The sequence below is a fragment of the Nitrospira defluvii genome (genome assembly GCF_905220995.1).
Lineage (GTDB): Bacteria > Nitrospirota > Nitrospiria > Nitrospirales > Nitrospiraceae > Nitrospira_A > Nitrospira_A defluvii_C.
In genome coordinates this window covers 496,487-521,665 of sequence record NZ_CAJNBJ010000017.1, presented here as the reverse complement: position 1 = coordinate 521,665, position 25,179 = coordinate 496,487, and the positions used below count along the sequence as shown (strand labels likewise).

Sequence of the window (25,179 nt, the reverse complement as noted above, 5' to 3'; positions counted from 1 at the left end):
GAGGGTCGCTATGTCGCAGACGGATACCGAGGCGAATCGAGTCACTGCACTGGATGCCGAATACTACCAGTTCTGCCGCGAGCAGATGCGTCCATACTTCGGCCGGGTGATGTGGGCGTCACAGGGGTTGCCGCTTCGTCACGTCGTCATGCAGGAATTGGTCCGATTGGAGGCCGGGCGGCGGGCAACGGCGCCGTTCGAAATTCTTGAAGTCGGCTCCTGGGCCGGGGGATCCGCCATTACCTGGGCAGACGCGCTGACTCGTCATCACCAGGCCAATGGACGCATCGTCTGTGTCGACCCGTGGAAACCGTACTTTGATATCAACAAGCGCCCCGATGCCGCGGTCTATCGGGAAATGTCGGAAGCGTTAGCCAAAGACACGATCTACGATCTCTTTCTTCATAACATTTCCACCGCCGGCCACGCGCGCCTGATCCTGCCCCTGCGAGGGGCCAGCACGATCATGTTGCCCGCACTGCCGCGCAACTATTTCGACCTCGTCTTTGTCGATGGCGACCACTCGTATGCCGCCGTGCTGGCGGACATCGGGGCGGCGGCAGCCCTGATTAAAGACGGAGGCCTGCTCTGCGGCGACGATTTGGAGCGACAGACGTTCGAGATCGACGAAGCCTATGCCCGCACGCAGATCGAATCGGACTACATCCGTGATCCACGCTCCGGACAGGAATATCACCCGGGTGTGACACTGGCCGTCGGGGAGTTGTTCGGCGAGGTAGCGCAGGTGGCCGGCTGCTGGGCGGTTCGCAAACGAGGCTCCGGGTGGGAGCGTGTTGATCTGTCGCCGGTGCATTGTTCGGAGCAGCGGATTCCGGCTCATCTGATTCGGCGTAATTATGTCACCGATCCCGAGTTTCAGCGATGGCGCCAGGCGCGTCGTCGAACCGTCCGTGTGCCCGTAACTCTGAACGACCAGGCGACAGGCGTTCAGTCCAATTTCTCAGGCCATAGTCTCGTTGCCGCAAGTGATAAGCCGCGCGCCTTGTTGATTCAGCTCGATTTCCAAACCTGGGCCACCGCCAAGCCTTGGACTTATAGCGCCGCATTTGGTGTCCAGGAAGGGTTGAGCGCCAACGGCATTGAATGCGTCACAGTTCCAGCGATCGCAGAAAATCCCTGTTCGTCGCCGGCCTCCTGGGTCTACCATGCGAAACAGGCCTTGGCTGGGCAACGATTCGATCAGGTCTGGCTCTGGCTGATTCATACGCCCTTGGATGCCCGCATCATGGAATGGGTCGCCGAACTTGCTCCTGTGCGTGTCGGCGTCTTGATGGAGTCGCTGCATTACGATGCGGAGGACTATGCCTGGGCGCCGCAGTTGAAGTCACGCCCGGCACAACTGGATGCACAGTTGCCGTATCTGACCCACGTGCTGGCTCCGGATGAGCTGGATGCCGCCGAATTGGCCGCACGTGGCATCAAGGTGCTCTGGTGGCCTCCGATGGTTCCGGATCGGTTCATCAGCGGCCCCGTGCAGTCTCCGACTCACGCTCAGGCCGTGTTCCACGGCACGCCCTATGGCCGACGTCAACACTGGGTCGAGAATCCAGCACTCGAAGACCGATTACACTGTGCCAAGGCGGAGCAGCCTCAGACGAGAAATCAGCAGTTGTTTGATCAATTGCAGCAGGTGGCCGCGCAGTATCTGGCCGAGGGCCATACGGTCACGGAAGCGGCGATCCGGGAATATGCACAGTCGCTACGCACCATCAGGCTGGCTGAGTTCACCGAATGGATGGCTCAACTCGCGCGATGGCCGGCGATTGTGAATCTCCCCAGCCTCGCGAAGTTCTACGGTGGCCGAGTCATGGAAGCGATGGCGGCCGGCCGGCCGGTGATCTCATGGCAGATTCCCGACCATCCGAAGAATCTCGGTTTGTTCGAGCCTGAGCGCGACATCCTCCTGTTCCCCGGCGATCAACCGGAGGTCCTGGCCCGTCAAATCGACCGGGTGCTACAGGACCCGGCCTTTGCCGGCTGCTTGGCGCAACGTGCGCAGGAAAAAGTCCGCCGGTATCACACCGCCGAACGACGGCTGCGGGACACGCTGGCTTGGATCGGGAACGGGCAACAGCCGGATTACGGGTTGATCAACACCACGCAGCCGGCGAGGTTGCAGGATCATACCATCCCGTCAGCCGCTCTTCCTGTGGCGGTGCATCAAAAGCAGCAACCGGAGACCGCTCCTCACCCTTCATCCAAGGCGGCCATGGATCAGAATGCGTTTTATGTGAATCTGTTCGTGAATCAACCGGCCTGGTCGACCCCGGAACCCAATCCCGACGAAGCCGCGCGTTGGTCGAAAATCGCGTCGTTTCTTGAATATATCCTCCGTCACACGCATCGGGACGCTCCGGGTCGCACACTCCGCATTCTCGATGTCGGCTGTGGACGAGGCTGGCTCACAAATCTGGCCACCGCCTACGGGACCTGCGAGGGGATTGAGCCGGTCGCCGGGGTGGTGGAACACGCACGCCGCATGTTTCCGCACATTCGCTTCGAAGCCGCCACGCCTGATTCCGTCCTGAAGAGACCGGATTTTACGCCCTATGACGTCGTGCTCTGCTCGGAGGTGATCGAACATGTTCCCCACCCGCAGAAGCCCGAGTTTGTGAATCAGTTGGCCAGCCTGCTCACGCCGGACGGGTATCTCATTCTCACGACGCCCCGAGGGGATGTCTGGGAAGAATGGCGCCGGATCGCCCCGCCGAATCAACCGGTGGAAGATTGGGTGACGGAAGCACAACTGGCCGACCTTCTGGCCAAGAGCGGTTTCCAGCATCTGGGGATGGAGCGAATTCCCATTGAGGTTCCGTCGCTTCGCTACGTACCCGCCGCGACGGCCCATGACGCTCGGACACTCACGCTGCTGCCGATCTATCAAGTCTGGGCCTGTCGGCGCGGGTCAGCCGGGGGCCGGCAACCCCTGTCGTTCACGCGGAAACCCATGGTGTCGGTGATCGTGCCGACCTACAACCGTCCGCAGCTCCTGCGTGTGGCTCTGGAGAGTCTCCATCGCCAGCGCTATCAGGATTTTGAAGTCATTGTGGTCAATGACGGCAGCACCCCGGTCGAATCAGTCATTGCTGATCTGAACCAGCAGGGGAGGATCACGCTGGTCAATCACGACCGTAATCGCGGACTGGCTGCCTCGCGCAACACCGGCCTGCGCATCGCACAAGGGACGTATGTGGCCTATCTCGACGATGACGATCGGCTGCTTCCTGACCATCTCGGAACGTTGGTCGAGTTCTTGGAACGCGGAACTCATCAGGTCGCCTATACAGATGCCTGGCGTGTCACTGAACGAGGCGTCGAAGGGGCGAGACAGGAAGTCAGCCGGGATCAACCGTACTCCTGTGAGTATGACTACGGGCGCCTGTTAGTGGAAAACTATATTCCGGTGTTGTGCCTCATGCACCGGCGTGCCTGCCTCGACGAGGTCGGCATGTTCGACGAAAGCCTCTTCGTGCATGAGGACTGGGATCTCTGGATCAGGCTGGGCAGCGTCTATCCCTTCGCCCATCTCGCCCGTACGACCGCCGAATTTACGTGGAGAACCGACGGCACGTCCATGACCAGTCGGGACCACGATGCCTTCTGTCGCACCACCGATATTATTTATCGAAAATACTTTCCCTCTGTCGCCGCTCACCCGAAGATGCTTCAGGCACAACGGAATCACCTTGCGGAATTAAAAGGACGTCGTCCGCAGCCGACCTACGACTGCTCGATCATCATCCCGGTGTGGAACAACGCCGCTCTGACTCAACAATGTCTCCATGCCTTGGCCGAAGTGACGGACGGCGTGAGTTATGAAGTGGTGGTGGTCGACAACGGGTCGACGGACGGCGTGGAGACGTTTCTTCGCGACCTCGGCGGCGATGTGCAGATCATCCGAAATGAGCAGAACCTCGGGTTCTCCAAGGCTTGCAATCAGGGCGCACGCGCTGCGCGCGGTGAATTCCTGGTGTTCCTTAATAACGACACCATTCCGCTCAAGGGATGGCTGTCGGCCCTGGTGGAAGAGGCCCGCGTCCATGCGGACGTGGCGGTCGTCGGCAGCAAGCTGTTGTTCGAAGACGGCACGATTCAACATGCCGGTGTCGCCTTCTCGAGAGAGTGGTTTCTGCCGTACCATCTCTATCGCGGCGGCAACGCCCAAGCGGCCTGCGTGTCCCGCCGGCGTGAGCTGCAATGTGTCACGGCGGCCTGCATGCTCGTCCGTCGGACCGTCTTCGAACAGGCCGGCGGGTTCGATGAAGGCTACCGGAATGGCTTTGAAGACGTCGACCTGTGCCTCAAGATCAGAAAACTCGATTGGAAGATCGTCTATCAGCCGAAGAGTGTACTGTATCACTTGGAGAGCAAGACACCGGGGCGAAAGGCCCACGAACAGGACAACAGTCGCCGACTGCATGAGCGCTGGGGAGCCTGTTGGTGGTTGGCTGACGAAGACCTCCTGCATTTTGAAGACGGCTATGCGATCCACACCTACGTCAAAGACGGCATGTTGGGATACAGCCTTGAACGGTTGGCCGATGCGCACACGAGAACCCAACGCGCGATGCTCGCAGATATTCAGCGTGCCGCGCTGCGTCAGGACAGCGAGACTGTGGCCGGCTACCTTCGACGAGTGCAGGAGTGGCCGGGCGATGTCTGGATTTTACGCTGGGGCACTTTGCTGTGCACCGGAATCGCGCAACCACAGTTGGCCATGCCATTTTGGGAACGCATTCTGAGCCTGGAAGAAGATCCCTACGCCAGGATCGGGTTGGCGAAGCATGCGTTGGAGACCGGGGCGTTTCACGACGCCGACCAGCATCTGACGGCGCTACTCAAGCATGAGCCTTCGCATGGAGAAGGATGGCTGCTGCGAGGAATCGTCGCGATGCAACGGCTTGCCTATGGGGAAGCAGAACAGTCGTTCAAACAAGCCAAACGTTTGGGAGCCGATCAGCGAAAAGCGACCATGGGAGTGGTGATGGCCGCCATGGGCGACAATCGGCCTGAGGCGGCATGGGAGCAGATCTGCGAACTCTGTGCGCATGAACCGGACGATGAAGAATGTATGCACTGGCTGCTTCGGTGCGGAACGATGTTGCAACGATGGAATGATGTCGGAGCACGACTCTCAACATTTCTCGGTCGCAATCCCGGCAGCCTCGCCATGCGATTTGCCTTCGCCGGCGTACTCCTGCGAGCCGGCCGACGCGGAGATGCGCAACGGGAATACGAGTGTCTGCGGGCTCTGGCGCCGGACATGGAAGGAATGGACGAATTGGGGCGACAACTCGCAGCACCTCAGCTGGCACCGGATCATGCGGCCTGAGTCGAACAAGGATCCACGCCACCTGGTGATTCAACTGGCCAGACTGGGTGATGTCGTGCAAACCCTGCCCGCACTAGACGCACTACGGCAGGCGCATCCACATCGGGGATTTGACCTCCTCTGTGCCGCTCCCTTGACGGCAGTGGCAGCAGGAAGCGGCCTGTGCGATCGAGTCCTTCCCTGGGATGGTCCCAGGTGGCATGCCTGGGCGACACGTTGGGCAGACAACGCGATTGACACGTTGCGCGAGGCGGAGGATTGCATTGCATCACTTGGCGCCTTGTCTTATGGGCGAGTGTATCCTTTGAATCAACATGCCAGGACCCGCCTGCTTGCCCAACTCTGTGCCGATCCGATGATGCGCGTTTCGGACACCGAGGCCTGGGAGGAACAGATGCGCCCATGGGCGCAGTATCTCCGTCAGGTGGCTAGGGAACGGGGGAAGAACCGGATTCACCTGGCCGACGCCTGGTGCGGCATGTGCGGTGTCAGACCGCGGGGCCGGGCCCCGATCTACGATCAGAGTACTGGGGACATTCCGTCGCACGTGGCCGCGATCGGTGAACGGGAAGGTCTGTGGGTTGCGCTGGCAGTGGGGGCAGGGGAGACGGATCGCTGCGTCCCGACTGAGATTTGGAGCCGATGGATTCAGACATTTCTCTCGCGACGGGATGACGGGCACGTCGTCCTGATCGGCAGCGGGCAAGAACGGGAAGCCGGACAGGCCGTTCTTGAGGGGGTGCCGGCGCTGCTTCAGGGACATGTCTGGGACTGCACCGGACGGACCACCCTCACGCAGTTGATGGAGGTGTTGCGCCGGTGCCAGTGGATCGTCGGCGCGGATACGGGACCCCTGCACTTGGGGACCTTGGTGGGAGCCCGCGCATTAGGTTTCTATTTTTCCCGTGCCCGCGTCCATGAAACCGGCCCCTATGGCACGGGACATTGGGTCTATCAATCCGCGACAACGCAGCAGCCGAATACCTGGCCAATCGCGGAAAGCATCGCATTGATGTGTGATGATCAGCCAGCGAGCTCTGACGATTGGACGCTGTGGAGGAGCCATATGGATGAGTGGGGCGTCTGTTTCGATGACGGATCGGCATCTCAGGCTTCGGAGGCCACGCGCGCTACGATCTGGCAATCCCTTGCACCCGCACTCTGTCGTTCGGCAGCCGCATGAGCACGTTACACGACAACATCACGCAACTCGCCGCTCGTAACCCGGACCTCGCCGGTGCCGTCACGAACGCGGCCGGTGGTGTGCTGACGATTGAACCGGCACGAAGCGGGGTTCCATCGGCGCGGCGCGCAGGACGATGGATTCACAGCGCCTACGATCCGCTGCGTGAGGCGCAGACCTGGGCGGAGGCCCATGCGCCTGCCTGTCGGCCAGGCGAGACCGTCGTCGTCGCGGGGGTGGGATTGCTGTATCACGTGGAAGCATTACGCCAAGCGCTTTCGTCGGACATCGAGCTTGCGGTGCTGGTCCCCAATGTCGACGAACTACACGATGCCCTCACGGCACGGCCGGTTGGAGCCTGGTGCGCACAGGTCCACTGGCTCTCTGGAACAGCAGCGGACATCGCCGAGCAGTTGAGCCGAAGCGGTCGTCCCCTGCGATGCCTGTCCTATATGCCGGCGGCGTCTGCGGACGCTGAATTTCATCGAATCGCTGAAGAGACGCTGCGTCGCGCCTTGGCCAGGCAGTCCAGCGGGCAGTTGACCATCGCGTTGGTCGGGCCGATTTACGGAGGCTCTCTCCCGATCGCGCGGTATGTCAAACGCGCGTTGGAAACGCTTGGACACAAGGTGCAGTGGATTGATCACAGTGTGCATGCCGCCAGTTACGAAGTCATGAGCTCGTTGAAAGATGGGCGGAATCGTCAAGTCATGCAGGGCCGCATGGCGGATCTCCTCAGCCAATGGACCCTGGCGTCACTCGCCGAATCACCACCGGACCTCGTCCTCTCGCTGGCACAGGCTCCGTTGACATTGCCGATGCTGGAGCATTTGCGGAAGAAAAAGTTTCTCACCGCGATGTGGTTCGTGGAGAACTACCGCCACCTGACCTATTGGCAACAGATGGCACCGGGTTATGAACACTGGTTCGTCATTCAGAAAGATGCCTGCCTGGAGGCCTTTCGGCAAGCGGGTGCACGACACGTCAGTTATCTGCCGATGGCCGCGGATCCGGATGTGCATCGCCCCATGTCCCTCTCACAAGACGACCGCCGACTGTTCGGGGCGGACCTGTCTTTCGTGGGGGCCGGCTATGCGAACCGGCGATGCCTCTTCCCAGCCTTACTGCGCCACCCCTGGTCGTTTAAGTTGTGGGGCAATGAGTGGGAAGGTGCGGAGGATCTGCGATCCGTGATCCAGTTGAACGGAGCCAGGATCGATACCGCGACCTGCATGAAGGTCTTTAATGCGACGACGATCAATCTCAACCTCCATTCGACGACCGGTGAAGGGCTCGATCCCCTGGCGGATTTCGTGAACCCCCGCACCTTTGAACTTGCGGCCTGCGGTGCGTTTCAGTTGGTCGACCATCGGTCATATTTGCCTGAGTGTTTCACTGATCGGGAAATTCTGTCATTCCGGGATTTCGGCGACGTCCCGGCGCTCGTGCGCAAGTGGCTGGGAGACCAGGCCGCTCGGCAGGCCATGGCGCATGCCGCGCGGGAGCGCGTGCTCGCCGCTCATACCTATGTGCATCGCATGCAGGACCTGCTGGGACAGATCGGCTTGTCGCAGCCTGATCGAGTCGGGGCCATCTTACGGGGCGAACGGCAGCAGGAGTTCCTGCTCACCCGTTGTAACGATGATCAGCCGCTGCAGGCCCTGCTCAAGGACTGTCCTTCCGGACAACGGATCGAATTAAAGGACGTCGCCGCCTGTATCCGTAGCAAAGGTCCGATCTCCGCCCTCACACGGGAGGAACTCATGGTCCTGATGCTGGATGAGTATCGAAGTGAGACACGTGATTTAGCATGACCCGACAGGTCCTACTGATCAACATCACCCGGATGGGCGATCTCGTGCAAATGGGCACGTTGCTGCAGCGATTGCAACACGAGTGGCCAGGTGCCGCGGTGGATTTGGTCGTGGATGACCGCTTTGCTCCGGTCGCGAAGTTGTTGCCGCACCTCAGGCATGTCATCAACTATGACTTCCATCGGTTAGTGGACGACAGCCGGGCGCAAACCACGGACGTCGTCACCCTGTATCGAGAGATGACACGCTGGGCAGCCCCCTTGGTGGAGGCTGGATACGATCGGGCCGTGAATTTGACCTTCAACCGGCGAAGTGGGTTGCTGACCTCATATGTCGGTGCCAAAGATATCCGGGGGATCGCGGCGCCGAAACAGGGGGATGTGACCATTCACAATCCCTGGATGGCGTATTTGACGGATGTGCATACACAACGGCGATTCAATCAGTACAACCTGGTGGACATCTATGCGTTAGGGGGAAGCGGGATCGGCCCGTTTGCGCCCTTGTCGTTGACTATTCCTTCGGATGTTGCGCAATGGGGGAGAGAATTCCTCGCGACTCAGACCCAGCAAGACATCCCCTGGATGGCGGTGCAAGTCGGCGCGAGTGATCCCATGAAAGCCTGGCGGCCTGAACTCTTCGGCCGGACCCTGGCTTCGCTCAGCCGTCAGGCCAAGATCGGCTATGTGTTCATCGGCACCGAGGAGGAACGCAAGGCGATTCGGGCCGCTCAGTCCATGTATCGTCAGGCAGGCGGAACGGGTCCGCTCTGTGATGCAGTGGGACGCACCACGTTGCCGCAACTGGCTGCAATCTTAGCGCGCTGTCGCGCACTCCTGACCAACGACACGGGCCCCATGCACCTTGCCGTGGGCGTCGGCACACCGGTTATCGATCTCTCGGTCGGACATGTAGATTTTCGGGAGACCGGACCCTATGGACCGGGACACTGGATCGTGCAGCCGGATTTTTCCTGCGCTCCCTGCGGATTCGATCAGGTGTGTTTCCATCACGCATGCAAGGACCGGCTGGATCCCGATCAGATCGCCGGGCTCTGTCTGCATGTCGTTACCGGGGCGGCATTCACGCGCTCGACGACGGGCGTCAGGATCTACCGGTCTTGCGCGGATGAGGACGGGCTGGGCAACGTCGAGCTCGTGGCAGGGCAGGAAGATCCGACGGTCAGCTGGTATGGCCGGTTTTGGCGGCGCTATTGGTTCGAGGAGTTTACGGGTCGGCCCAGTCTCATCCCTGCTGTGACCACCCCGCCGCCGGACTTGTCTGAGGCCTGCAGCATGCTGGAGCATCTCATTCCTCTTGCCGCGACACTAGTCGCGACGGCAGAGGAGTTGGCTCGTCTGACAGCGCGGCGTCCATTGCCCGTTCGAGCCTTGCAAGAGGCTCAGGCGCGAGAGGGGAAGGCGCGGCAACAAGTCGTGGCCTTGAGCATGCAGATGCCGGCCACAGCTTCTCTGGCTGTGGCGCTGGTGCGGGATACTCACAACGATGAGGGGAGCGAGTTGGCCGAGATGGCGCACACACGTCTGGCCACGTATCGACGATGGCGATCTCGCTTGCAGATCGTCGCCTCGCATCTTCGCTCCATGCGCACCCCATTGAGCACCGCACATTCGGAAGCGCGGCAGGCGCTTCCCATGGCACGATCGGCATAGTTGATCACCACGACGTGAAGGTCACGTTTTCCAAAGGAGTCGCACCATGCAGATTACACTTGATGGTCAACAATGGCAGGTACCGGACGACAGCTCGCTGTTAACGGTGCTGGCATTCGTGAGCGACAAGGCGCACGAGCAGCACCGAATTGTGACATCGTTGTCGATCGGCGGACATACCATCAGCGATCGGGATCTTGATCAGACCTTGCTGAATCAACGCGCGCAGGAAGCGGGCGCAGTGGTGGCCGTGTCTCAATCGCTCCATACCATCATCGCCGACGCCAAACAGGCTATCGAAAGATTTGCCGCTCAATTGCGTGCCGATGGACAGGGGTTGCTCGCGCCGTTGCGCTCGGGCGCCGCTCAAGTGCGGTGCATCGACGCCTGGCTCGGGCGGTTGGCCGACTATACCGAGATGTTGGAAGCCGGTCAGGCCCAGGGCGTCTCTGGGCTGTCGTCAGGGCCGTTACTGCCGTGGATTGAAGAATTGCTGGGCGCGCGAACCGGAGCCGACTCGATTCGTGTCGCGGACTTGCTGGAATATGAATTGTTGCCCCGCCTCACCGAGGACGGTCTCGCCGCTTAGTATCCGTTGTTGTCCGATACAACACAGTGGCGGGGAATGTACCCTGTTGCAGACGTGTGCTCCAGCCTCTCACGCACTTAAGTCTTCCTCGTCGATTGCCGATAAGGGGCACAGCAATACGGTAACAAGGCCAGGGAGGATGTGGCCACATCTTCACGACACCCGGTTACCACCTCGTCGGCACGGACGCTGGCGATCCCGAGAGTAGTGCGGAAGCTTCAGGAGGAAGTACGTCATGGCATTAGTAGTCAATACCAACGTTGCGTCACTGGCAGCCCAGCGGAACCTTTCGGTCAACCAAGCTCAATTGGGTCGTTCGGTCGAACGGTTATCGTCGGGTTTGCGTATCACCCGTGCAGCGGACGACGCGGCCGGATTGGGCGTGTCTGAAACGTTGCGGGCGCAAATTCGTAGTATCAATCAGGCCAATCGGAACGCCGGAGACGGTATCAGTTTGACACAGGTTGCTGACGGCGCGGCAGCGACGATCGGCAGCCTGTTGTCTCGTATGCGTGAATTGGCGACTCAGTCAGCCAGCGGAACGTTGGGAACGACCGAGCGCTCGTACCTGGACCAGGAATTTGTGGCGTTGCGATCGGAAATCGACCGGATTTCGACGACCACGGAATATAACGGTCAGCCGCTTCTGAGCGGGAGCAGCAACACGTTTGAAGTCTTTATCGGCTTCAAGAGTGGATCCGGCAATTCGCTGAATGTGGTGTTGGATGACCTCGACGTGGCGGCGACCGGGTTGACCGGCGCAAGCGTATCGACGGCGGCAGCTGCGCAGTCGATGCTGGCCAAGATCGACAGCGCGATCAGCGCTGTGGCTACCGCCCGCGCGAATTACGGGTCGATTCAGAGCCGGTTCGAAGTCGCGATCCAGAATCTGACGGTCACGGCTGAGAATTTCACGGCGGCAGAATCCCGAATCCGGGATGCGGACATTGCCCAAGAGACATCTGTGTTCACGAAGAACCAGATCCTCACTCAATCCGGCATCGCGATTTTGGCACAAGCCAATTCGCTGCCACAGCAAGCGTTGGCGCTGCTGCGAGGATAAGGCATCACCCGTCGGATAGCCCTCCCGTGAGGGGGGCTATCCACGGACTGATCCTAGGAGGGTAACATGCTCCCAGAGGTTTCGAACTATAAAGACCTCTCCGCCGCCGCCATCCATGCGAGTCAGAATGGGCCGCAGCCTTCTGCAGAAAAGAAGGCTGAGGTACGCACGCCTGAACCTGAACCGGAGCCTGCGAAGGCCGAGGGGAAGGCGAAAGACCTGGAACAGGCCCTGTCACGGGTCCGTGAGGTGTTCCAAAAGGCGGATTCCAGATTGGAGTTTACGGTTGATCCAGATCTGGATCGGGTGGTGGTCAAGGTCATGGACGGGGATTCCGGTACCGTTATCCGCCAGATTCCGCAACAGGAAGTGATTGATCTGGCTAAGAGGCTGGAGACGCCCACCGGGCTTCTTTTGCACCACAAGGTGTAGCCTGCTTCGCGACATGAAAGGGATGTCATGGCGATCAGTTTCGGCGGGTTAGGCAATGGCGTGGACTTTGGCCAGGTTGTCACTGAGCTGGCTAAAGTCCAACGCTTGCCCATCGACGCCCTCACGGCGAAGAAGAAAGACCTGCAGACCAAACTGACGGATTACGGGACTCTCGGCAACAAGCTCCTCGCGCTGCAAAGTGCAGCCAACGCGCTCCGGCTTTCAAGTAGTTTTGACCGCACCACGACCACAGTCAGCGATGACACGGTGTTGACGGCGCAAGCCGGCGCGGGCGCGGCGACCGGTAGCTACAGCATTCAAGTGTCACAGTTGGCAAAAGCCAATCAAATTACCAACAAAGCCGCCAAGGCCGTGGCCGGCACCACCAGCGCCATTGTATCCGGCGGCACGGGAACATTTACATTTAGGGTCGGCAGCGGGAGTAATCAGACCGTCACCCTCGCCGATGGCGCCACCCTCGATGACCTGCGTTTCGCTATCAACGATCTCGGAGCCGGCGTGACCGCCTCCGTCATCAATACAGGAACGACCGCAAGCCCGGCCTATCGTTTGACATTGACGGCTACTGCGTCCGGCGCAGCCAATACGGTTTCGGTCCTCACGGATACCACCAGCCTGGATTTCACCAACACCAGCGGCACCGGCGGCAGCGATACGCTACAGGCGGGACAGAATGCCATCGTGGTGATCGGAGACCCGAGCGAGACGACGATTTCCATCGAGCGTGAGTCCAACGTCATCAGCGACGCGATTCCGGATGTAACCCTCACCTTGAAATCCAAGACCGTCACGACGCCGACGCCCGAGCCGGTCACGGTCAACATCACTACCGACCCCAACAGCGTGAAGACCAATATCAAGGCGTTAGCGACCGCCTACAACGACGTGGTGAAGTTCGTCAATGAGCGCACGACCTATGACATCACCACCAAGACCGGCGGTATATTTTTTAATGAAGCGACCGCCAAAAGCGTGTTGAGCCAGCTGCGTACCGCCATCTCAGGTGAGGTGCCTGAACTGTCCACCTATAAGACCCTAGGCGCAGTCGGGTTTAAGACGGAGCGCGACGGGACCATCACGATCGATGATGCAAAGCTGGATACCGCCCTCGCAAGCAACTACTCTGCGACCAAAGCCCTGTTCATCACACAAACGACGTCGAGTGGAGTGGCCGATCGTATGGTCAAGGCCGTCGATTTCTTGGACAGTGTCGACACTGGATCGTTTACTATTCGAAAAAACTCCATCACCAGCCAGATCAGCAGGTTGACTGCGGAGATCGGCCGGAAAGAAGATCTTGCTGCACAGTACGAGGAGCGGCTTCGCATTCAATTCGCATCGTTGGACGGGCTCCTACAGAAGCTCCAAGGACAATCTACTGCGCTTCAGGCGCTGCAATAACTCAATAGGGTCAACATGATCGCTGCCGCTGCAAATGCCTACCAACAGACGCAAGTCTTGACCGCCAACCGGGTGCAACTGATCGTGTTGCTTTACGACTCTGCCATCCACTCCATGGAACTCGCCCGGGAGGCGATTCTCACGAACAACTACAAGGATAAGGCCAGGTTTCTCGACCGCAGCATGGCGATTGTCGGGGAATTGTCCAGCGTCCTTGATTTCGAGCGAGGCGGGGAGATCGCCATCTCATTGCACCGCTTGTACGACTATATGGTGCAGCAATGCATCCAGGCGAATCTGCGACACAACGGCAAACACCTGGATGGGCCTATTCGATGCCTGACCACGTTGCGGGAAGGTTGGCAGGTCGTAGCTCGGCAGGAATCGGTGACTCATGTCGGTGGCTAGCTCCTCTCAGACAACTCCTCGTGACGACTTCCACATCATTGAACTGTTAACCACGCAAGCACTTGAGGCCGCCCAGTGCGGCGATTGGGATCGCGTGGATGCCTGTTACGACGCGCGAGCCAGAGGGTTGGCTTCCTGCAAGATCGATCGCGCATGCGCTCAGCGAATTCTGGCGGTGGATGACCGGGTGCGGGAGGCGATTCTGGTCGCGCAAGCCGGCCTCTCCAGTCTGCTGGCCGATGCGGCTCAGGCACGACGGCACTTGCGCCGACTTCGCGAATCTCATGGACAACATGAGCCTGAGCATGGAACCCTACACCATGAGGCCTGAAGCCGCCATGATCAGGAATCACGAGCACTCGCTCACGGCCTCGGGCCGGAAGATGGCATGACTCCCTCACCGGAACCGACTATGCCGAACATTCAGTCCATGCTGAACAATGAGGAACGCCGGGAATGGTTGCGCATCGAAGATCGTCTGTTGCTCGAGTACCGGCGCATTGATGAGACGGCGGACGCGATGAACGCGTATCTGCCGCCTGTCACCGAAGATACGATCGCCACCGCGGTGTCAAAGCCGACGGTCGACTTGCTGGTACGGGGAGGGGAAACGTTTGCCGGGTCTCCGCTTCTCCCGTGGGTGTCCAAGATCGATTGGATGTTGGAGACTATTCTGAAATCACTGGTGAAGAGTCATCCGGGGAGTGTGGCGATCGCCAGACTGAGCGAGGTCGACATCAGCGCCGGCGGTTTGGGATTTACTACGCCGCGGCGGTTCGAAGCGGACGATGTGCTGGTCATCAAATGCATTCTCCCGCCGTTCAGCATGATCGAAACGAGTGCGCGTATCATCCGAGTCACTTCCCTCAACACAGACCCCGCCCAATTCCACGTTGCCACCCAGTTCATCGAATTAGGGGCAGACGAGCAGGAACTCATCATCCGACACATTCTTCAAGTTCAGGCAGAACGACTGCGGGCGAGGAAAGCCGCGCACTGATTCCAGTCGCGGAACGTCGTCAGGAAGGAATGGGACTGTGCGCGGCCTGTTGAGGTTCGGGGACAGCCTCTGCGGGTGTCTCGACGCGGCGTGCCATCGCAGCGAGCAACGCGTCGGCCGCTTGATTGAGGGCAAGTGACGCCGGTGCCGTCGGCTCACATTCGACGACCGGCAGAAAGCTCCTGACCGCGCGCGTGACGGCCGGATCATCCGGAATTTCCCCCAGCGTCGTCAGGTCGCCCCCGACATATTCCTGCAGCAATTTCTTCAAGTGCAACACGTTCACGCGAGACTTGCCTGACACCCGATTGACGATCAAGTGCGGTTGGAATCCTTGCAGGGTGCGGCTGGCCACCTCACTGGCATTGGGATCCGTCTCGCCGACTGCCTGAATCACTTCATCAATGCTTGAAAAATCCCGTTCGGAGAGGGCCTCGCTGACGGCATCGCGAGACAGAAACGCCGACAGCACACGACGAATTGCGGCGAGCTTGATGAAGCGGTAGAGGTCAAGAACTGAGGTGGGGTCGGGAGTCGCAACCGTCACGTAATGGTCGGCCATGAGAAAAAAATCGAGCGCATGGTAGCTGGTGCCGGCACCGATGTCGACCACGATCACATCAGCCTGTAACTGAGCGAAGTGGCGAATCAGCCGCCTTTTCTTGGCGTAGGGCAGGTTGGCCGTAGCGAGCGTATCGCCGGTACCAGGCAACAACTGCAGAAAAGGGTGCGCCGAGATCGGTTGCAGCACCTCGTCCAACCGCGCAACACGCCGGTCGATAAAATCGGTCAGCGTACGAGGCGGGTTCAGCATGCCGAACAGGATGTGTGCGTCGGCGCCGCCCACGTCCAGATCAGCGAGGACCACTCGCTTCCCCCGTTTCGCCATCAACATGGATAAATTGGCGGCGATAATGCTTTTCCCGACACCGCCTTTTCCTGACCCGATCGATACAATTGTTGCCATTCGGATTGGTCTCTCACCGTGGGTTGTGGGTGTCGCTCATGCGGTCAGCCATTCGGATCACAGGCCTGAGCAGAATGGGGCCTGGCGCCTGAGGTCTGTCTGGCTCGATGGCCTGTTCTCATGAAGCCTATTTAACCCCATCGCTCAAGAACCGGCAACTAAAGTTTGAGACGGCGCACACCGATACCATATCCGTTATGAACGATGCTATTGCGACAACAACCAGCGTAAGCCTCGACAGTGTATCGCCTTCGGAAGGGGAGATTCTCACCGTCTCTGAGGTGGCGCGTTTCCTACGCGTGCCGAAATCTACGGTGTATAAGCTCGCTCGCCTCGGTGAATTGCCTGCGTCCAAGATCGGAAAGCATTGGCGATTTGTTCGGCGCGATATTCACGAATGGATGCACGGCCGGACGCAGCACAACTGATCTCCCTCGGAGACAGACGGTCCGGCATGCGGGAGTCGATCCGAAACACAGGTCCAGTCTGGCCCTGACGGACTCGCATATCACGACGCACGATTCACACGAGGTTATCGATGGCTGACAGCAATGCAGTGAGAAAAACAGAGGCGCCTGTCCCGAAGCTTGTTCCTGACACCTTCAAACAACTGAGGGATCTCATCTACGAAAAGACGGGCATCTATTTTCAGGACAATAAGACGTATCTGCTCGAGAGCCGGCTGTTGCCGCGCCTGAAAGCCTGTCGCTGTCAGACCTTCGAAAGCTATCTGAACTTTCTGCGATTCGATGCCTACCGCGACCGTGAGGTCACGGAACTCTATACGGTCATCACGACTAATGAAACCTATTTCTTTCGCGACGAAGCTCAATTGGAAAGTTTCATGAAGGTCATGATCCCGGAAGTGATGAAGACCAACGCAGGCACGAAACAAATTCGTATTTGGAGCGCCGCCTGTTCCACCGGAGATGAGCCCTATACGTTGGCCCTGCTCCTCAAAGATTACCCGCCGCTGTCCGGATGGACGATCGACATCCTGGCGACGGACATCAGCGAGAACGTCTTGAACGTGGCGCGAAGCGCCACCTATGGTTCCCATTCACTCCGCAAGGTTCCTCCGGCCATGCTGGCGCGGTATTTCACCGGCAAGAGGGAGGAGCAAACACTCGTGACGCAAGTGAAGGACATGGTGCGGTTCATGAACGTGAACCTCTACGATCGTCCACGGCTCAAGCTCATCCGCGGCATCGATATCATCTTCTGCCGCAACTGCCTCATCTATTTCGACGAGAAAGCCAAGGCCCAGATCGTGTCGGACCTCCGGGACGCCTTGCGCCCGAACGGGTACTTGATGATCGGATTTTCGGAAACCCTGCACGACACCACCGGCCTCTTCAAAACCATTCACGCAGGCCGTTCAGTGATTCACGAGAAACAGTAAGGAGGATATCGCATGCCAGCTGATCCAAACATGAAGATTCTGGTCGTCGATGACATGTCCACGATGCGACGCATCGTGAAGAATATCTTGAAGCAACTCGGGTTCAACAACCTGGAAGAGGCCGAAAACGGCCAAGATGCGCTCACCAAGTTGCATGCCGATACCTACGGGTTCGTGGTCTCCGACTGGAATATGCCCGTCATGATGGGCATCGACATGCTCAGGGCCATTCGCGCCGACGAGAAGCTGAAAAAGATCCCGGTGTTGATGGTCACCGCCGAAGCGCAGAAGGAGAATCTCATGGAGGCCGTCCAGGCCGGCGTCAGCAACTACGTCGTCAAGCCGTTCACCGCAGAGACGATGCAAGACAAAATCAACAAGATCTTCAAGTAATCGGCTCTTAACCGGTGAGGGTGACGATGGCACAACCACGCGTGACGCCAAAAGCGCAAGAGGCGGTGGATGAGGACGAGCAGACGGGGAAGGCGCCTGATGCCAAGCTGTACGAGGAGTTGGGTGAATTAGCCCGTTTCATCGATACCACGATGAAAACGCTCTCCGAATTCAGCGCCCCGGTCAATGCATCCACGGAGCAGTTGCCGCAAGCGCAAACCCATCTCTTGAATCTCAAAACGCAGACCGAACAGGGAACGCATCGAGTGATGCTGGAAGTGGAGGCCATTCAGGATAACCACGCTCAGGTCAACAAGATGCTGAAGGAGATAACACAGGCACTCCAGCAAGCGAAGGTCGTCCCCGCGCTCATACAACAGATGCAGGCACTGGGACAGACACTCGGACAGAACGACAAGCGGCTGCTCGATATCATGACGGCCCTCTCGTTCCAAGATCTGGTGGCACAGAGCGTCAATAAACTCGTCACGATCCTGGATGAAGTCGAGCACAGACTGCTTCAACTCGTGGTGGTGTTTGGTCCCTATCAAAAGCAGGCAGCCAAGACCGATCAGAGCAAAGCCAGCGAAATGTTGAAACAGTTGGAAGCGACCAAGAATACCTCCATGGACCAGGATCTCGCCGACGAGATTCTCAAGCAATTCGGTTTTAACTGAGGTGGGCTATGAGCGATGAAATGCAGGAAATACTCAACGACTTTCTGACCGAATCGAACGAGATGCTTGAGGTCCTCGATCAGCGTTTTGTCACGCTGGAGGCGGACCCCACCAACACCGACCTGCTGAATGAAATCTTTCGTGCGATGCATAGCATGAAAGGATCGGCCGGATTTTTGGGGTTCAATCATTTGGTCGACGTCGCGCATCGCGGGGAAAATATTCTGAACAAGCTTCGGCAAGCCGAGATGGCGGTCAGCCCAGCGATCATCAGCGTCATTCTCGAAACGGTCGATGTCATCAAGGCCATCATGGCCGACATTAAAGACTCCGGAACGGACAGTCACGTGCCGACCGGTGCCATCTCCGCGAAGCTCGACGATATCCTGAACGGAAACCTGGCCTCGCCCTCGCCAGCCGCACCGGCTCCGACCACGGCAGCGCCGAAAGCCGAGCTATCAGCTGCTACGGCACCTGAAGCCACTCCTGTTCCCCCGGCACAAACTCTCGGTGAAATTCTGGTCGATGAAGGTCTGGCATCGAAAGAGCAGGTGTTCGACGCCTTGACGGCTCAACAGCACCAACCGGAACCCAAGACGCCGTTAGGCGAGATCCTGCTTCAGGCGAAGGCGATTACCGAGCGCGCACTGGATCAGGCGCTGCACAAACAGGACAAACAGCCGAAACCGGTGGAAGAAGACGCCACCATCCGGGTGGAAACCAAACGGCTGGACAGTGTGATGAATCTCGTGGGTGAACTGGTGTTGGGGCGCAATCGTCTCATCAAGATCGGCACCCAGTTGGAGCAGCAGCACGAATCGGATCCACAGGTTCGCGTGCTCAGCGAAACCCTGGCACAACTCAACCTGGTGACGACCGATTTGCAGTTGGCCGTCATGAAGACGCGCATGCTGCCCATCAAGAAGGTGTTTGCCAAATTACCTCGCATGGTACGTGACCTCTCTCAGAAGCTGAATAAACAGGTCCGCCTCGAAATGCATGGTGAGGAAACCGAACTCGACAAGTCCGTCGCGGACGAAATCGGTGACCCGCTGGTGCACCTTGTTCGTAATGCCATCGACCATGGCATTGAAACCCCGGCGGAGCGACAGGCTAAGGGAAAGACAGGAGAGGGCCTGCTGACGATCGCCGCCAGCCAGGAAGGCAACAGCATCGTCATTCGCATCAATGACGACGGGCGAGGCATTCAAGTCGAAAAGATCAAAGCCAAGGCCCTGGGCAAAGGTCTGGTCAGCGAAGCGGAACTCGCGACCATGGAGCATCGTGAAATCCTGAATCTGATTTTTCTTCCCGGATTCAGCACCGCCGAGCAGGTCACCGACGTGTCAGGCCGCGGCGTCGGCATGGATGTCGTGCGCACCAACATCCGGAAGATCAACGGCAGCGTGGACTTGGAGTCGGAACCGGGAAAAGGCAGTCAGATCATCATCAAGCTGCCGCTGACGATCGCGATCATCCAGGCCCTGATGGTCGAAGTTGAACGATCGATCTTCGCCATTCCATTGAGCACGGTTATCGAAGCCGTGCGCATTTCCCGGAGCGATATCAAGACCATCAACGGACGGGAAGTGTTGCACTTGCGTGATCGCGTCCTGCCGCTCATCCGCTTGGCGCAGGAGTTTGACATACCGACGGATGCCGACCGCGAGCGGTTCTACGTCGTGGTGGCCGCGTTGGGAGATCGGCGCATCGGCGTGGTCGTCGACGAACTGCGTTCGCAGGAAGAAGTCGTCATCAAGTCGATTTGGGATTACCTGGAGACCGTCAAAGGTGTATCCGGCGCCACCATCACCGGTGAAGGAAAAGTGGTCCTCATTTTGGATACGTCCGAATTGGTGCAGAACGCGCAGGCTTGGCACAACCCGGGCATCGCAGCGTGAAGAACTGATGGCGCAGGGGTTCGTTACACACAGGGAATCATCGGCGGCGCACTAAGGTCACACACACAGTGCGACGCGCGAGATCGGAGGAAGTATGTCCACACTCATCAATGAAATCGATGCCCGGACCAGGCTGGCCGGCGCCAACCAAATGGAACTGTTGCTCTTCAAGCTAGGCACGAACGAAATCTTCGGGATCAATGTCTTCAAAGTGCGCGAGGTAATGAAACTCCCGGAACTGACCCAGATACCGGAAGCCGATAGTCGCATCGTGGGTATGGCCAACATCCGGGGCATCATGGTGCCGGTCGTGGGGCTCAAGCGCAGCCTCGGTCTGGGAACGGAGAATGACGTGCAGGGAGACATCGGGTCGGGGGCAAACCCGTATTTGATCGTCTCCGAATACAACGGCAGCTTGCAAGGCTTCCTGGTGGCAGGTGTGGATCGGATCATCCGGTTCTCTTGGTCGGCCATAAAGACGCCGCCGGCCATCGTCAGAGAAAACAACAAGGGAGCCGTCACCGCGGTGACGATGTTGGAAGACGGTCGCATGGTCCTCATCCTCGACGTGGAAAAGGTCTTGAATGATATCTGCCCTCGCACCGACGACGATGTGTTTGCCAGCATGACGATCGTTCCGGAACTGCGCTCGAAGTGCGTCTTGTTCGCGGATGATTCGTCCGTGGCCCGGATGCAGATTCGCAAAGCGCTCGACCGTCTCTCCATGTCGTATGTCATCGCCACGACCGGCGGCGAAGCCTGGCATAAGCTACAAGCCCTGGCTGATCAAGCCACGGCCGAAGGAAAAGAGCGGGTGGATCAGATCCAATGCATCCTCAGCGACATCGAGATGCCGGAGATGGATGGATTCACCTTGACCAAGCACATTCGTGCGGATCCGAGACTGGCGCACCTGCCTGTGATGCTCCACTCTTCCCTGACCGGGGCCTGCAACATGGAGAAGGGGCGAACGGTCGGCGCGACGGACTACATCACGAAATTTGACGCGAAAATGCTTGGCGAGAAACTCGCGCTCCACATTCAAGCTGGCAACCAGCAGGTGAAAAAGGCGGCCTGAGTACCGACCCCGAAGACTGCGGTCTGAGCAAGAGCCGATTCAAGCTTTTGCCATACACCGCCGATGTATCGGGAAAGACCCTATGGCACTACCACTCACACAGCCGCAGAGCACTGCCAACCCGGTTCGCGTCTTGGTCGTCGACGATTCCGCCTTCATGCGGAAAAGTCTGACCACGATGTTGGAGGAAGGGAAGCAGATTCAGGTGGTGGGAGTGGCGCGCAACGGCGAGGAAGCCGTCCAGCAGGTGCAACAATTGAAACCCGACGTGGTCACGATGGACGTGGAAATGCCGGGGATGACGGGGCTCCAGGCGCTGCAGCAGATCATGACGAAGAATCCAGTCCCGGTGATCATGGTGAGTTCCGTCACGGTCGAAGGCGCGCAAGAGACGTTACAGGCATTGGAATGGGGGGCGGTCGATTTTATCCCCAAGCAATTGGACGGTGTAGCCTCGCGGATCTCGGAAATCCAGAAACTATTGGTTCCCAAAGTTCTCGCCGCCAAATATGCGATCGGCAAACTGAAACGGCTGACCGTGACGGGAACGGCCAAGGTCTCTGTGTCTCCCGCCAAAGCGCTCAGCAGTCGATCTGTGTCTGTGACGCGCGGCACCAAACTGATTGCCATCGGTTGTTCCACGGGTGGACCCCAAGCCCTGTTTGAAATTATCCCGACGATCCCCGCCGATTGCCCGGCCGGCATCGTCATCGTGCAACACATGCCCAGTTCGTTTACCAAACCCTTCGCCGAACGCTTGAACAATCTCTGTGCGCTGGAAGTCCGGGAAGCGGTTGACGGCGATGAAGTGAAGCCGGGACGGGTGTTGGTGGCTCCGGGCGGCATGCAATTCCGGATCGTGAAGAAAACCATCACGACCTCCGTGGTGAAGTTGTCGCCAAACTACGAAAAACATCCCCATGCGCCTTCCGTCGACATCATGTTGCAATCCATTGCCGGGTTGTTCGGAGAACGGAGCATCGGGGTGATATTGACCGGCATGGGACATGACGGACTGGAGGGCATGAAGGCTATCAAGGCCGCAGGAGGTCGAACCGTGGCGCAGGACGAAGCGTCGAGTGTCGTTTATGGAATGCCGAAAGCCGTCGTCGAGGCAGGCTGTGCAGAGAAAGTGGTGTCGCTGTCAAAAGTCATCGGCGAGATTATGAATATGGTGTGAGAATCATCGTCAAGTCAACCGTTCACGCATGGAGAGGTAGGAGGAGGAGGAGTTATGGGGAGCATGATGAAGCACATGTCGATCGGGCCTAAGTTCATTTTATCCATCTCGTTAGTGGCGGTAGTCGTCATCTCGCTCGGACTGTTCGTCTTATATCAGCAGGAAGAGTCAAAGATGGACACGATGCTCACCGGGCGCTCCAACGTCGTGGCCACGCAGATCATGATCAGTCGTGCCTATATCACGCAGAATTACGTCGCTAAAATCAAGAAATCCAAGGCCGGCAGTGAAATCCAGGTCGTCAAGGACCATGCAAGCATGGCCGATGCGATTCCGTTTCCCGCGACCGCTGTTCGTGAAATGGGTGAGGAGGCCAATCGTACCGGGCTGTACAACGTTCGCCTGATCAGCCAGAACCCGATGAACCCTTCGAACACACCGAAGGATAATTTTGAGAATGAAGCCATTCGGGCCATCATGGCCGGTGCCGAGTCCTATGCCCGCCGGGATGAGGTGAACGGGGTACCGACCTTCCGTCGCGCCACGGTGGATAAAGCCACGTCGACAGCTTGCCTGAGCTGCCACACGAATAGCCAGGTCGGCGATGTCTTGGGCATGTTGAGCATGTCGGTGCCGATGACCGAGGCGATCGTCTTGTCAAATCGCTCCATGTGGCAGACGGGCGGCCTGATGGGCGCCATCGTCGCCATCATCCTTGTGGTGACCTACCTGCTGCTACGCAATATCGTCCTGCAACCGATGGCCAAGATGAGCGAAATCTCCCGCGATATCGCCAAGGGCGAAGGTGATCTCACGAAGCGAGTCCCGGCCGATGGCCACGACGAAATCGCGCAGATGGGCAAATACTTCAACGAGTTCATCGAGAAGTTGCAGCACATGATCAAGAAGGTGGCTCATGTGACGGATAAAGTCGCCTCGGCCTCGGTTGAGTTGTCGGCCACTGCCGAGGAGATTTCGAAGGGCACTGATACTTTGACGTCACGCGCCTCCCAGACCGCCGCTGCGGTGGAAGAAATGAACGCCACGGTCGGACAGGTTGCGCAGAATTCCGGCAAAGCTGCCAGCTTGGCACAGGACACGGTCAAGACGGCACAAGAGGGTGGAACGGTCGTGTCGAGCACCATCTCGGGCATGCAGCAGCTGTCCGAGGCAGTGTCGAACTCGGCCACCATCATCTCGGACCTCGGCAAGTCGTCCGATCAGATCGGCGAAATCGTGCGGACCATCGAAGATATCGCCGACCAGACCAACTTGCTGGCCTTGAACGCCGCCATCGAAGCGGCCAGAGCCGGTGAGCAAGGTCGGGGGTTCGCGGTCGTCGCCGACGAAGTCAGAAAGCTGGCGGAGCGGACGACCAAAGCCACGAAGGAAATCGGCGATATGATCCGTCAAATCCAGCAGGATACGCGGGGAGCCGTCGATTCGATGCAGCAGGGCACGCAAAAAGTCACGGCGGGTGTGGACCTGGTCAACAAGACCGGTGAAGCGCTGTCCCAGATCGTCCGCATGGTGTCGGAGAGCGCGGACATGATCAGGCAGATCGCCGTGGCGTCGGAAGAGCAGTCGGTCGCGACCCAGCAGATCGCCAGCGACATCGAAAACGTGGCGAAGGTCACGAAGGAGTCGTCGTCAGGTGCACATGAATCCGCCAAGGCAAGCCAGGACTTGAGCCAGTTGGCGGTCGAGCTGCAGGGAATCGTGGGTGGGTTCAAGCTCTAAGCAGCCAACCACGAGAAGGAGCCCAGCATGAGTGCGACTACACAAGCAGTGCAATCCCACTACCAGGCGGCCGCAGAACAACCTGCGGACCGTCTGGGGGATCGGGCCAGTGATGATCTGTTGCAGTTCGTCATCTGCCTGATCGGCAGTGAGGAGTTTGCCGTCGATGTGCTGAGTGTGCAGGAAATCAACCGCATCGTCGAGGTGACGCGAGTTCCGAAGACCCCTTCCTATGTGGAAGGGGTCATCAATCTCCGTGGACGCATTATTCCGGTACTGGATCTGCGAAAACTATTTGGGCTCACTGGAGCGAAACAAACCACCCAAACCAGAATCGTGGTGGTGTCGGTGCAATCACGTCTGGTGGGATTGATCGTGGATTCGGTGGAAGAGGTTCTCCGTGTGCCACGAAGTGCAATCGAGCCACCGCCATCGGTCGGTACGATGGCAGGGGCTGAGTTCACCCAGGGAGTCGGCCGTATCGACGACCGGCTCCTGATCTTGGTGGATCTCAATCGATTACTGCTGGCTAAGGGGGCTGCTTAACGCGATTCGGGGCGAAGCAGGTAGGCAAGGAGGAGTGCGCCGCTCAGGAGTCATGGGTATCAGAGGAGTCTGTCAGGGAGGGTCCTCGGCCGTTTCTCGCGTCGAGGACCCTCTCCAGCAACTGGATCGACTCGGTGAGCACATCCGACGCGCAACTCAACGTGACATGAAATTGTTGCATGGCTTCCGGCCAACGCCCCTCTTTTTGCAGAGCCTGAAACTTTCGATGTTGTTCGTCGAGGATGGCCTGTTTCGCCTCAAGCATCAAGCTGTCTGCTGGACCCACAACATCACCTCCATGGAAGACGTTTGTGACAGGCTGCACGCTATCAAAATCTTTTCGAGGCGCGCAATCCCA

22 protein-coding genes are annotated in these 25,179 nt (G+C 58.7%); 20 read left to right on the top strand and 2 right to left on the bottom strand.

The window, feature by feature from the left end:
* Positions 1-10 precede the first annotated feature (10 nt).
* The 11 genes from KJA79_RS17550 (at position 11) to KJA79_RS17500 (ending at position 14,937) form a co-directional block, all read left to right on the top strand.
* Complete coding sequence (locus tag KJA79_RS17550; protein WP_213043356.1) at positions 11-5,353, top strand: glycosyltransferase; 5,343 nt, start codon at positions 11-13, stop codon at positions 5,351-5,353.
* A complete protein-coding gene (locus tag KJA79_RS17545; protein ID WP_213043355.1) occupies positions 5,343-6,536 on the top strand; it encodes a glycosyltransferase family 9 protein in 1,194 nt (397 codons plus the stop codon). Before KJA79_RS17550 ends, KJA79_RS17545 begins: the two co-directional genes overlap by 11 nt.
* Entirely contained in the window at positions 6,533-8,350 is a 1,818-nt protein-coding gene (locus tag KJA79_RS17540; protein WP_213043354.1) for a CgeB family protein, read from the top strand. Before KJA79_RS17545 ends, KJA79_RS17540 begins: the two co-directional genes overlap by 4 nt.
* Positions 8,347-10,023 (top strand): glycosyltransferase family 9 protein, encoded by a 1,677-nt coding sequence (locus tag KJA79_RS17535; RefSeq protein WP_213043353.1) that lies wholly within the window; start codon positions 8,347-8,349, stop codon positions 10,021-10,023. Before KJA79_RS17540 ends, KJA79_RS17535 begins: the two co-directional genes overlap by 4 nt.
* A 46-nt stretch (positions 10,024-10,069) precedes the next feature.
* The gene (locus KJA79_RS17530) at positions 10,070-10,612 is read left to right on the top strand and encodes a hypothetical protein (protein ID WP_213043352.1); all 543 of its coding nucleotides are present in this window, start codon (positions 10,070-10,072) and stop codon (positions 10,610-10,612) included.
* Between the two features lie 235 nt (positions 10,613-10,847).
* Positions 10,848-11,675 (top strand): flagellin N-terminal helical domain-containing protein, encoded by an 828-nt coding sequence (locus KJA79_RS17525; protein ID WP_213043351.1) that lies wholly within the window; start codon positions 10,848-10,850, stop codon positions 11,673-11,675.
* Positions 11,676-11,741: 66 nt separating this feature from the next.
* The gene (locus tag KJA79_RS17520; RefSeq protein ID WP_213043350.1) at positions 11,742-12,107 is read left to right on the top strand and encodes a flagellar protein FlaG; all 366 of its coding nucleotides are present in this window, start codon (positions 11,742-11,744) and stop codon (positions 12,105-12,107) included.
* A 27-nt stretch (positions 12,108-12,134) separates the two neighbouring features.
* The gene (gene fliD, locus KJA79_RS17515; RefSeq protein ID WP_213043349.1) at positions 12,135-13,529 is read left to right on the top strand and encodes a flagellar filament capping protein FliD; all 1,395 of its coding nucleotides are present in this window, start codon (positions 12,135-12,137) and stop codon (positions 13,527-13,529) included.
* Between the two features lie 15 nt (positions 13,530-13,544).
* Entirely contained in the window at positions 13,545-13,937 is a 393-nt protein-coding gene (gene fliS / locus KJA79_RS17510) for a flagellar export chaperone FliS (RefSeq protein ID WP_213043348.1), read from the top strand.
* Positions 13,924-14,268, top strand: a complete 345-nt coding sequence (locus tag KJA79_RS17505) for a hypothetical protein (protein ID WP_213043347.1) — start codon at positions 13,924-13,926, stop codon at positions 14,266-14,268. Before fliS ends, KJA79_RS17505 begins: the two co-directional genes overlap by 14 nt.
* 57 nt (positions 14,269-14,325) lie before the next feature.
* Positions 14,326-14,937 carry a PilZ domain-containing protein gene (locus KJA79_RS17500; RefSeq protein ID WP_213043346.1) on the top strand — a complete coding sequence of 204 codons (612 nt, stop codon included), beginning with the start codon at positions 14,326-14,328 and terminating at the stop codon, positions 14,935-14,937.
* Between the two features lie 19 nt (positions 14,938-14,956).
* On the opposite strand, the gene KJA79_RS17495 is transcribed toward KJA79_RS17500, so the two are convergent.
* Positions 14,957-15,904: a nucleotide-binding protein gene (locus KJA79_RS17495; protein ID WP_213043345.1), complete on the bottom strand. Its 948-nt coding sequence runs from the start codon at positions 15,902-15,904 to the stop codon at positions 14,957-14,959.
* Between the two features lie 197 nt (positions 15,905-16,101).
* Here KJA79_RS17495 and KJA79_RS17490 point away from each other — a divergent pair, with 197 nt between their 5' ends.
* From KJA79_RS17490 to KJA79_RS17450, 9 genes are all read left to right on the top strand, one after another.
* Complete coding sequence (locus KJA79_RS17490) at positions 16,102-16,332, top strand: helix-turn-helix domain-containing protein (RefSeq protein WP_213043344.1); 231 nt, start codon at positions 16,102-16,104, stop codon at positions 16,330-16,332.
* A gap of 110 nt (positions 16,333-16,442) precedes the next feature.
* Positions 16,443-17,306: a CheR family methyltransferase gene (locus tag KJA79_RS17485; protein WP_213043343.1), complete on the top strand. Its 864-nt coding sequence runs from the start codon at positions 16,443-16,445 to the stop codon at positions 17,304-17,306.
* A gap of 12 nt (positions 17,307-17,318) precedes the next feature.
* The gene (gene cheY, locus KJA79_RS17480) at positions 17,319-17,699 is read left to right on the top strand and encodes a chemotaxis response regulator CheY (RefSeq protein WP_246507756.1); all 381 of its coding nucleotides are present in this window, start codon (positions 17,319-17,321) and stop codon (positions 17,697-17,699) included.
* A gap of 26 nt (positions 17,700-17,725) precedes the next feature.
* Positions 17,726-18,376 (top strand): protein phosphatase CheZ, encoded by a 651-nt coding sequence (locus KJA79_RS17475; RefSeq protein WP_213043342.1) that lies wholly within the window; start codon positions 17,726-17,728, stop codon positions 18,374-18,376.
* An 8-nt stretch (positions 18,377-18,384) separates the two neighbouring features.
* Positions 18,385-20,277 (top strand): chemotaxis protein CheA, encoded by a 1,893-nt coding sequence (locus KJA79_RS17470; protein WP_213043341.1) that lies wholly within the window; start codon positions 18,385-18,387, stop codon positions 20,275-20,277.
* Positions 20,278-20,371: 94 nt separating this feature from the next.
* The gene (locus KJA79_RS17465; protein ID WP_213043340.1) at positions 20,372-21,355 is read left to right on the top strand and encodes a chemotaxis protein; all 984 of its coding nucleotides are present in this window, start codon (positions 20,372-20,374) and stop codon (positions 21,353-21,355) included.
* A gap of 82 nt (positions 21,356-21,437) precedes the next feature.
* On the top strand, positions 21,438-22,535 hold the full coding sequence (locus KJA79_RS17460; protein ID WP_213043339.1) for a protein-glutamate methylesterase/protein-glutamine glutaminase: 1,098 nt from the start codon (positions 21,438-21,440) through the stop codon (positions 22,533-22,535).
* Between the two features lie 63 nt (positions 22,536-22,598).
* A complete protein-coding gene (locus KJA79_RS17455) occupies positions 22,599-24,275 on the top strand; it encodes a methyl-accepting chemotaxis protein (protein ID WP_213043338.1) in 1,677 nt (558 codons plus the stop codon).
* 27 nt (positions 24,276-24,302) lie between these two features.
* Positions 24,303-24,821, top strand: coding sequence for a chemotaxis protein CheW (locus KJA79_RS17450; protein WP_213043337.1), 519 nt, complete (start codon positions 24,303-24,305; stop codon positions 24,819-24,821).
* Positions 24,822-24,864: 43 nt separating this feature from the next.
* On the opposite strand, the gene KJA79_RS17445 is transcribed toward KJA79_RS17450, so the two are convergent.
* A complete protein-coding gene (locus tag KJA79_RS17445) occupies positions 24,865-25,107 on the bottom strand; it encodes a hypothetical protein (RefSeq protein WP_213043336.1) in 243 nt (80 codons plus the stop codon).
* Positions 25,108-25,179: the final 72 nt, after the last annotated feature.

Excerpts from the sequence above, each read along its gene's own strand:
- KJA79_RS17490 (WP_213043344.1), top strand. The coding sequence starts at position 16,102 with ATGAACGATGCTATTGCGACAACAACCAGCGTAAGCCTCGACAGTGTA.
- KJA79_RS17475 (WP_213043342.1), top strand. The coding sequence starts at position 17,726 with ATGGCACAACCACGCGTGACGCCAAAAGCGCAAGAGGCGGTGGATGAG.
- KJA79_RS17470 (WP_213043341.1), top strand. The coding sequence starts at position 18,385 with ATGAGCGATGAAATGCAGGAAATACTCAACGACTTTCTGACCGAATCG.
- KJA79_RS17530 (WP_213043352.1), top strand. The coding sequence starts at position 10,070 with ATGCAGATTACACTTGATGGTCAACAATGGCAGGTACCGGACGACAGC.
- KJA79_RS17520 (WP_213043350.1), top strand. The coding sequence starts at position 11,742 with ATGCTCCCAGAGGTTTCGAACTATAAAGACCTCTCCGCCGCCGCCATC.
- KJA79_RS17505 (WP_213043347.1), top strand. The coding sequence starts at position 13,924 with ATGTCGGTGGCTAGCTCCTCTCAGACAACTCCTCGTGACGACTTCCAC.
- fliD (WP_213043349.1), top strand. The coding sequence starts at position 12,135 with ATGGCGATCAGTTTCGGCGGGTTAGGCAATGGCGTGGACTTTGGCCAG.
- KJA79_RS17460 (WP_213043339.1), top strand. The coding sequence starts at position 21,438 with ATGGCACTACCACTCACACAGCCGCAGAGCACTGCCAACCCGGTTCGC.
- KJA79_RS17500 (WP_213043346.1), top strand. The coding sequence starts at position 14,326 with ATGACTCCCTCACCGGAACCGACTATGCCGAACATTCAGTCCATGCTG.
- KJA79_RS17485 (WP_213043343.1), top strand. The coding sequence starts at position 16,443 with ATGGCTGACAGCAATGCAGTGAGAAAAACAGAGGCGCCTGTCCCGAAG.
- KJA79_RS17550 (WP_213043356.1), top strand. The coding sequence starts at position 11 with ATGTCGCAGACGGATACCGAGGCGAATCGAGTCACTGCACTGGATGCC.
- KJA79_RS17545 (WP_213043355.1), top strand. The coding sequence starts at position 5,343 with ATGCGGCCTGAGTCGAACAAGGATCCACGCCACCTGGTGATTCAACTG.
- KJA79_RS17465 (WP_213043340.1), top strand. The coding sequence starts at position 20,372 with ATGTCCACACTCATCAATGAAATCGATGCCCGGACCAGGCTGGCCGGC.
- KJA79_RS17525 (WP_213043351.1), top strand. The coding sequence starts at position 10,848 with ATGGCATTAGTAGTCAATACCAACGTTGCGTCACTGGCAGCCCAGCGG.
- fliS (WP_213043348.1), top strand. The coding sequence starts at position 13,545 with ATGATCGCTGCCGCTGCAAATGCCTACCAACAGACGCAAGTCTTGACC.
- KJA79_RS17535 (WP_213043353.1), top strand. The coding sequence starts at position 8,347 with ATGACCCGACAGGTCCTACTGATCAACATCACCCGGATGGGCGATCTC.
- KJA79_RS17450 (WP_213043337.1), top strand. The coding sequence starts at position 24,303 with ATGAGTGCGACTACACAAGCAGTGCAATCCCACTACCAGGCGGCCGCA.
- cheY (WP_246507756.1), top strand. The coding sequence starts at position 17,319 with ATGCCAGCTGATCCAAACATGAAGATTCTGGTCGTCGATGACATGTCC.
- KJA79_RS17455 (WP_213043338.1), top strand. The coding sequence starts at position 22,599 with ATGATGAAGCACATGTCGATCGGGCCTAAGTTCATTTTATCCATCTCG.
- KJA79_RS17495 (WP_213043345.1), bottom strand. The coding sequence starts at position 15,904 with ATGGCAACAATTGTATCGATCGGGTCAGGAAAAGGCGGTGTCGGGAAA.
- KJA79_RS17540 (WP_213043354.1), top strand. The coding sequence starts at position 6,533 with ATGAGCACGTTACACGACAACATCACGCAACTCGCCGCTCGTAACCCG.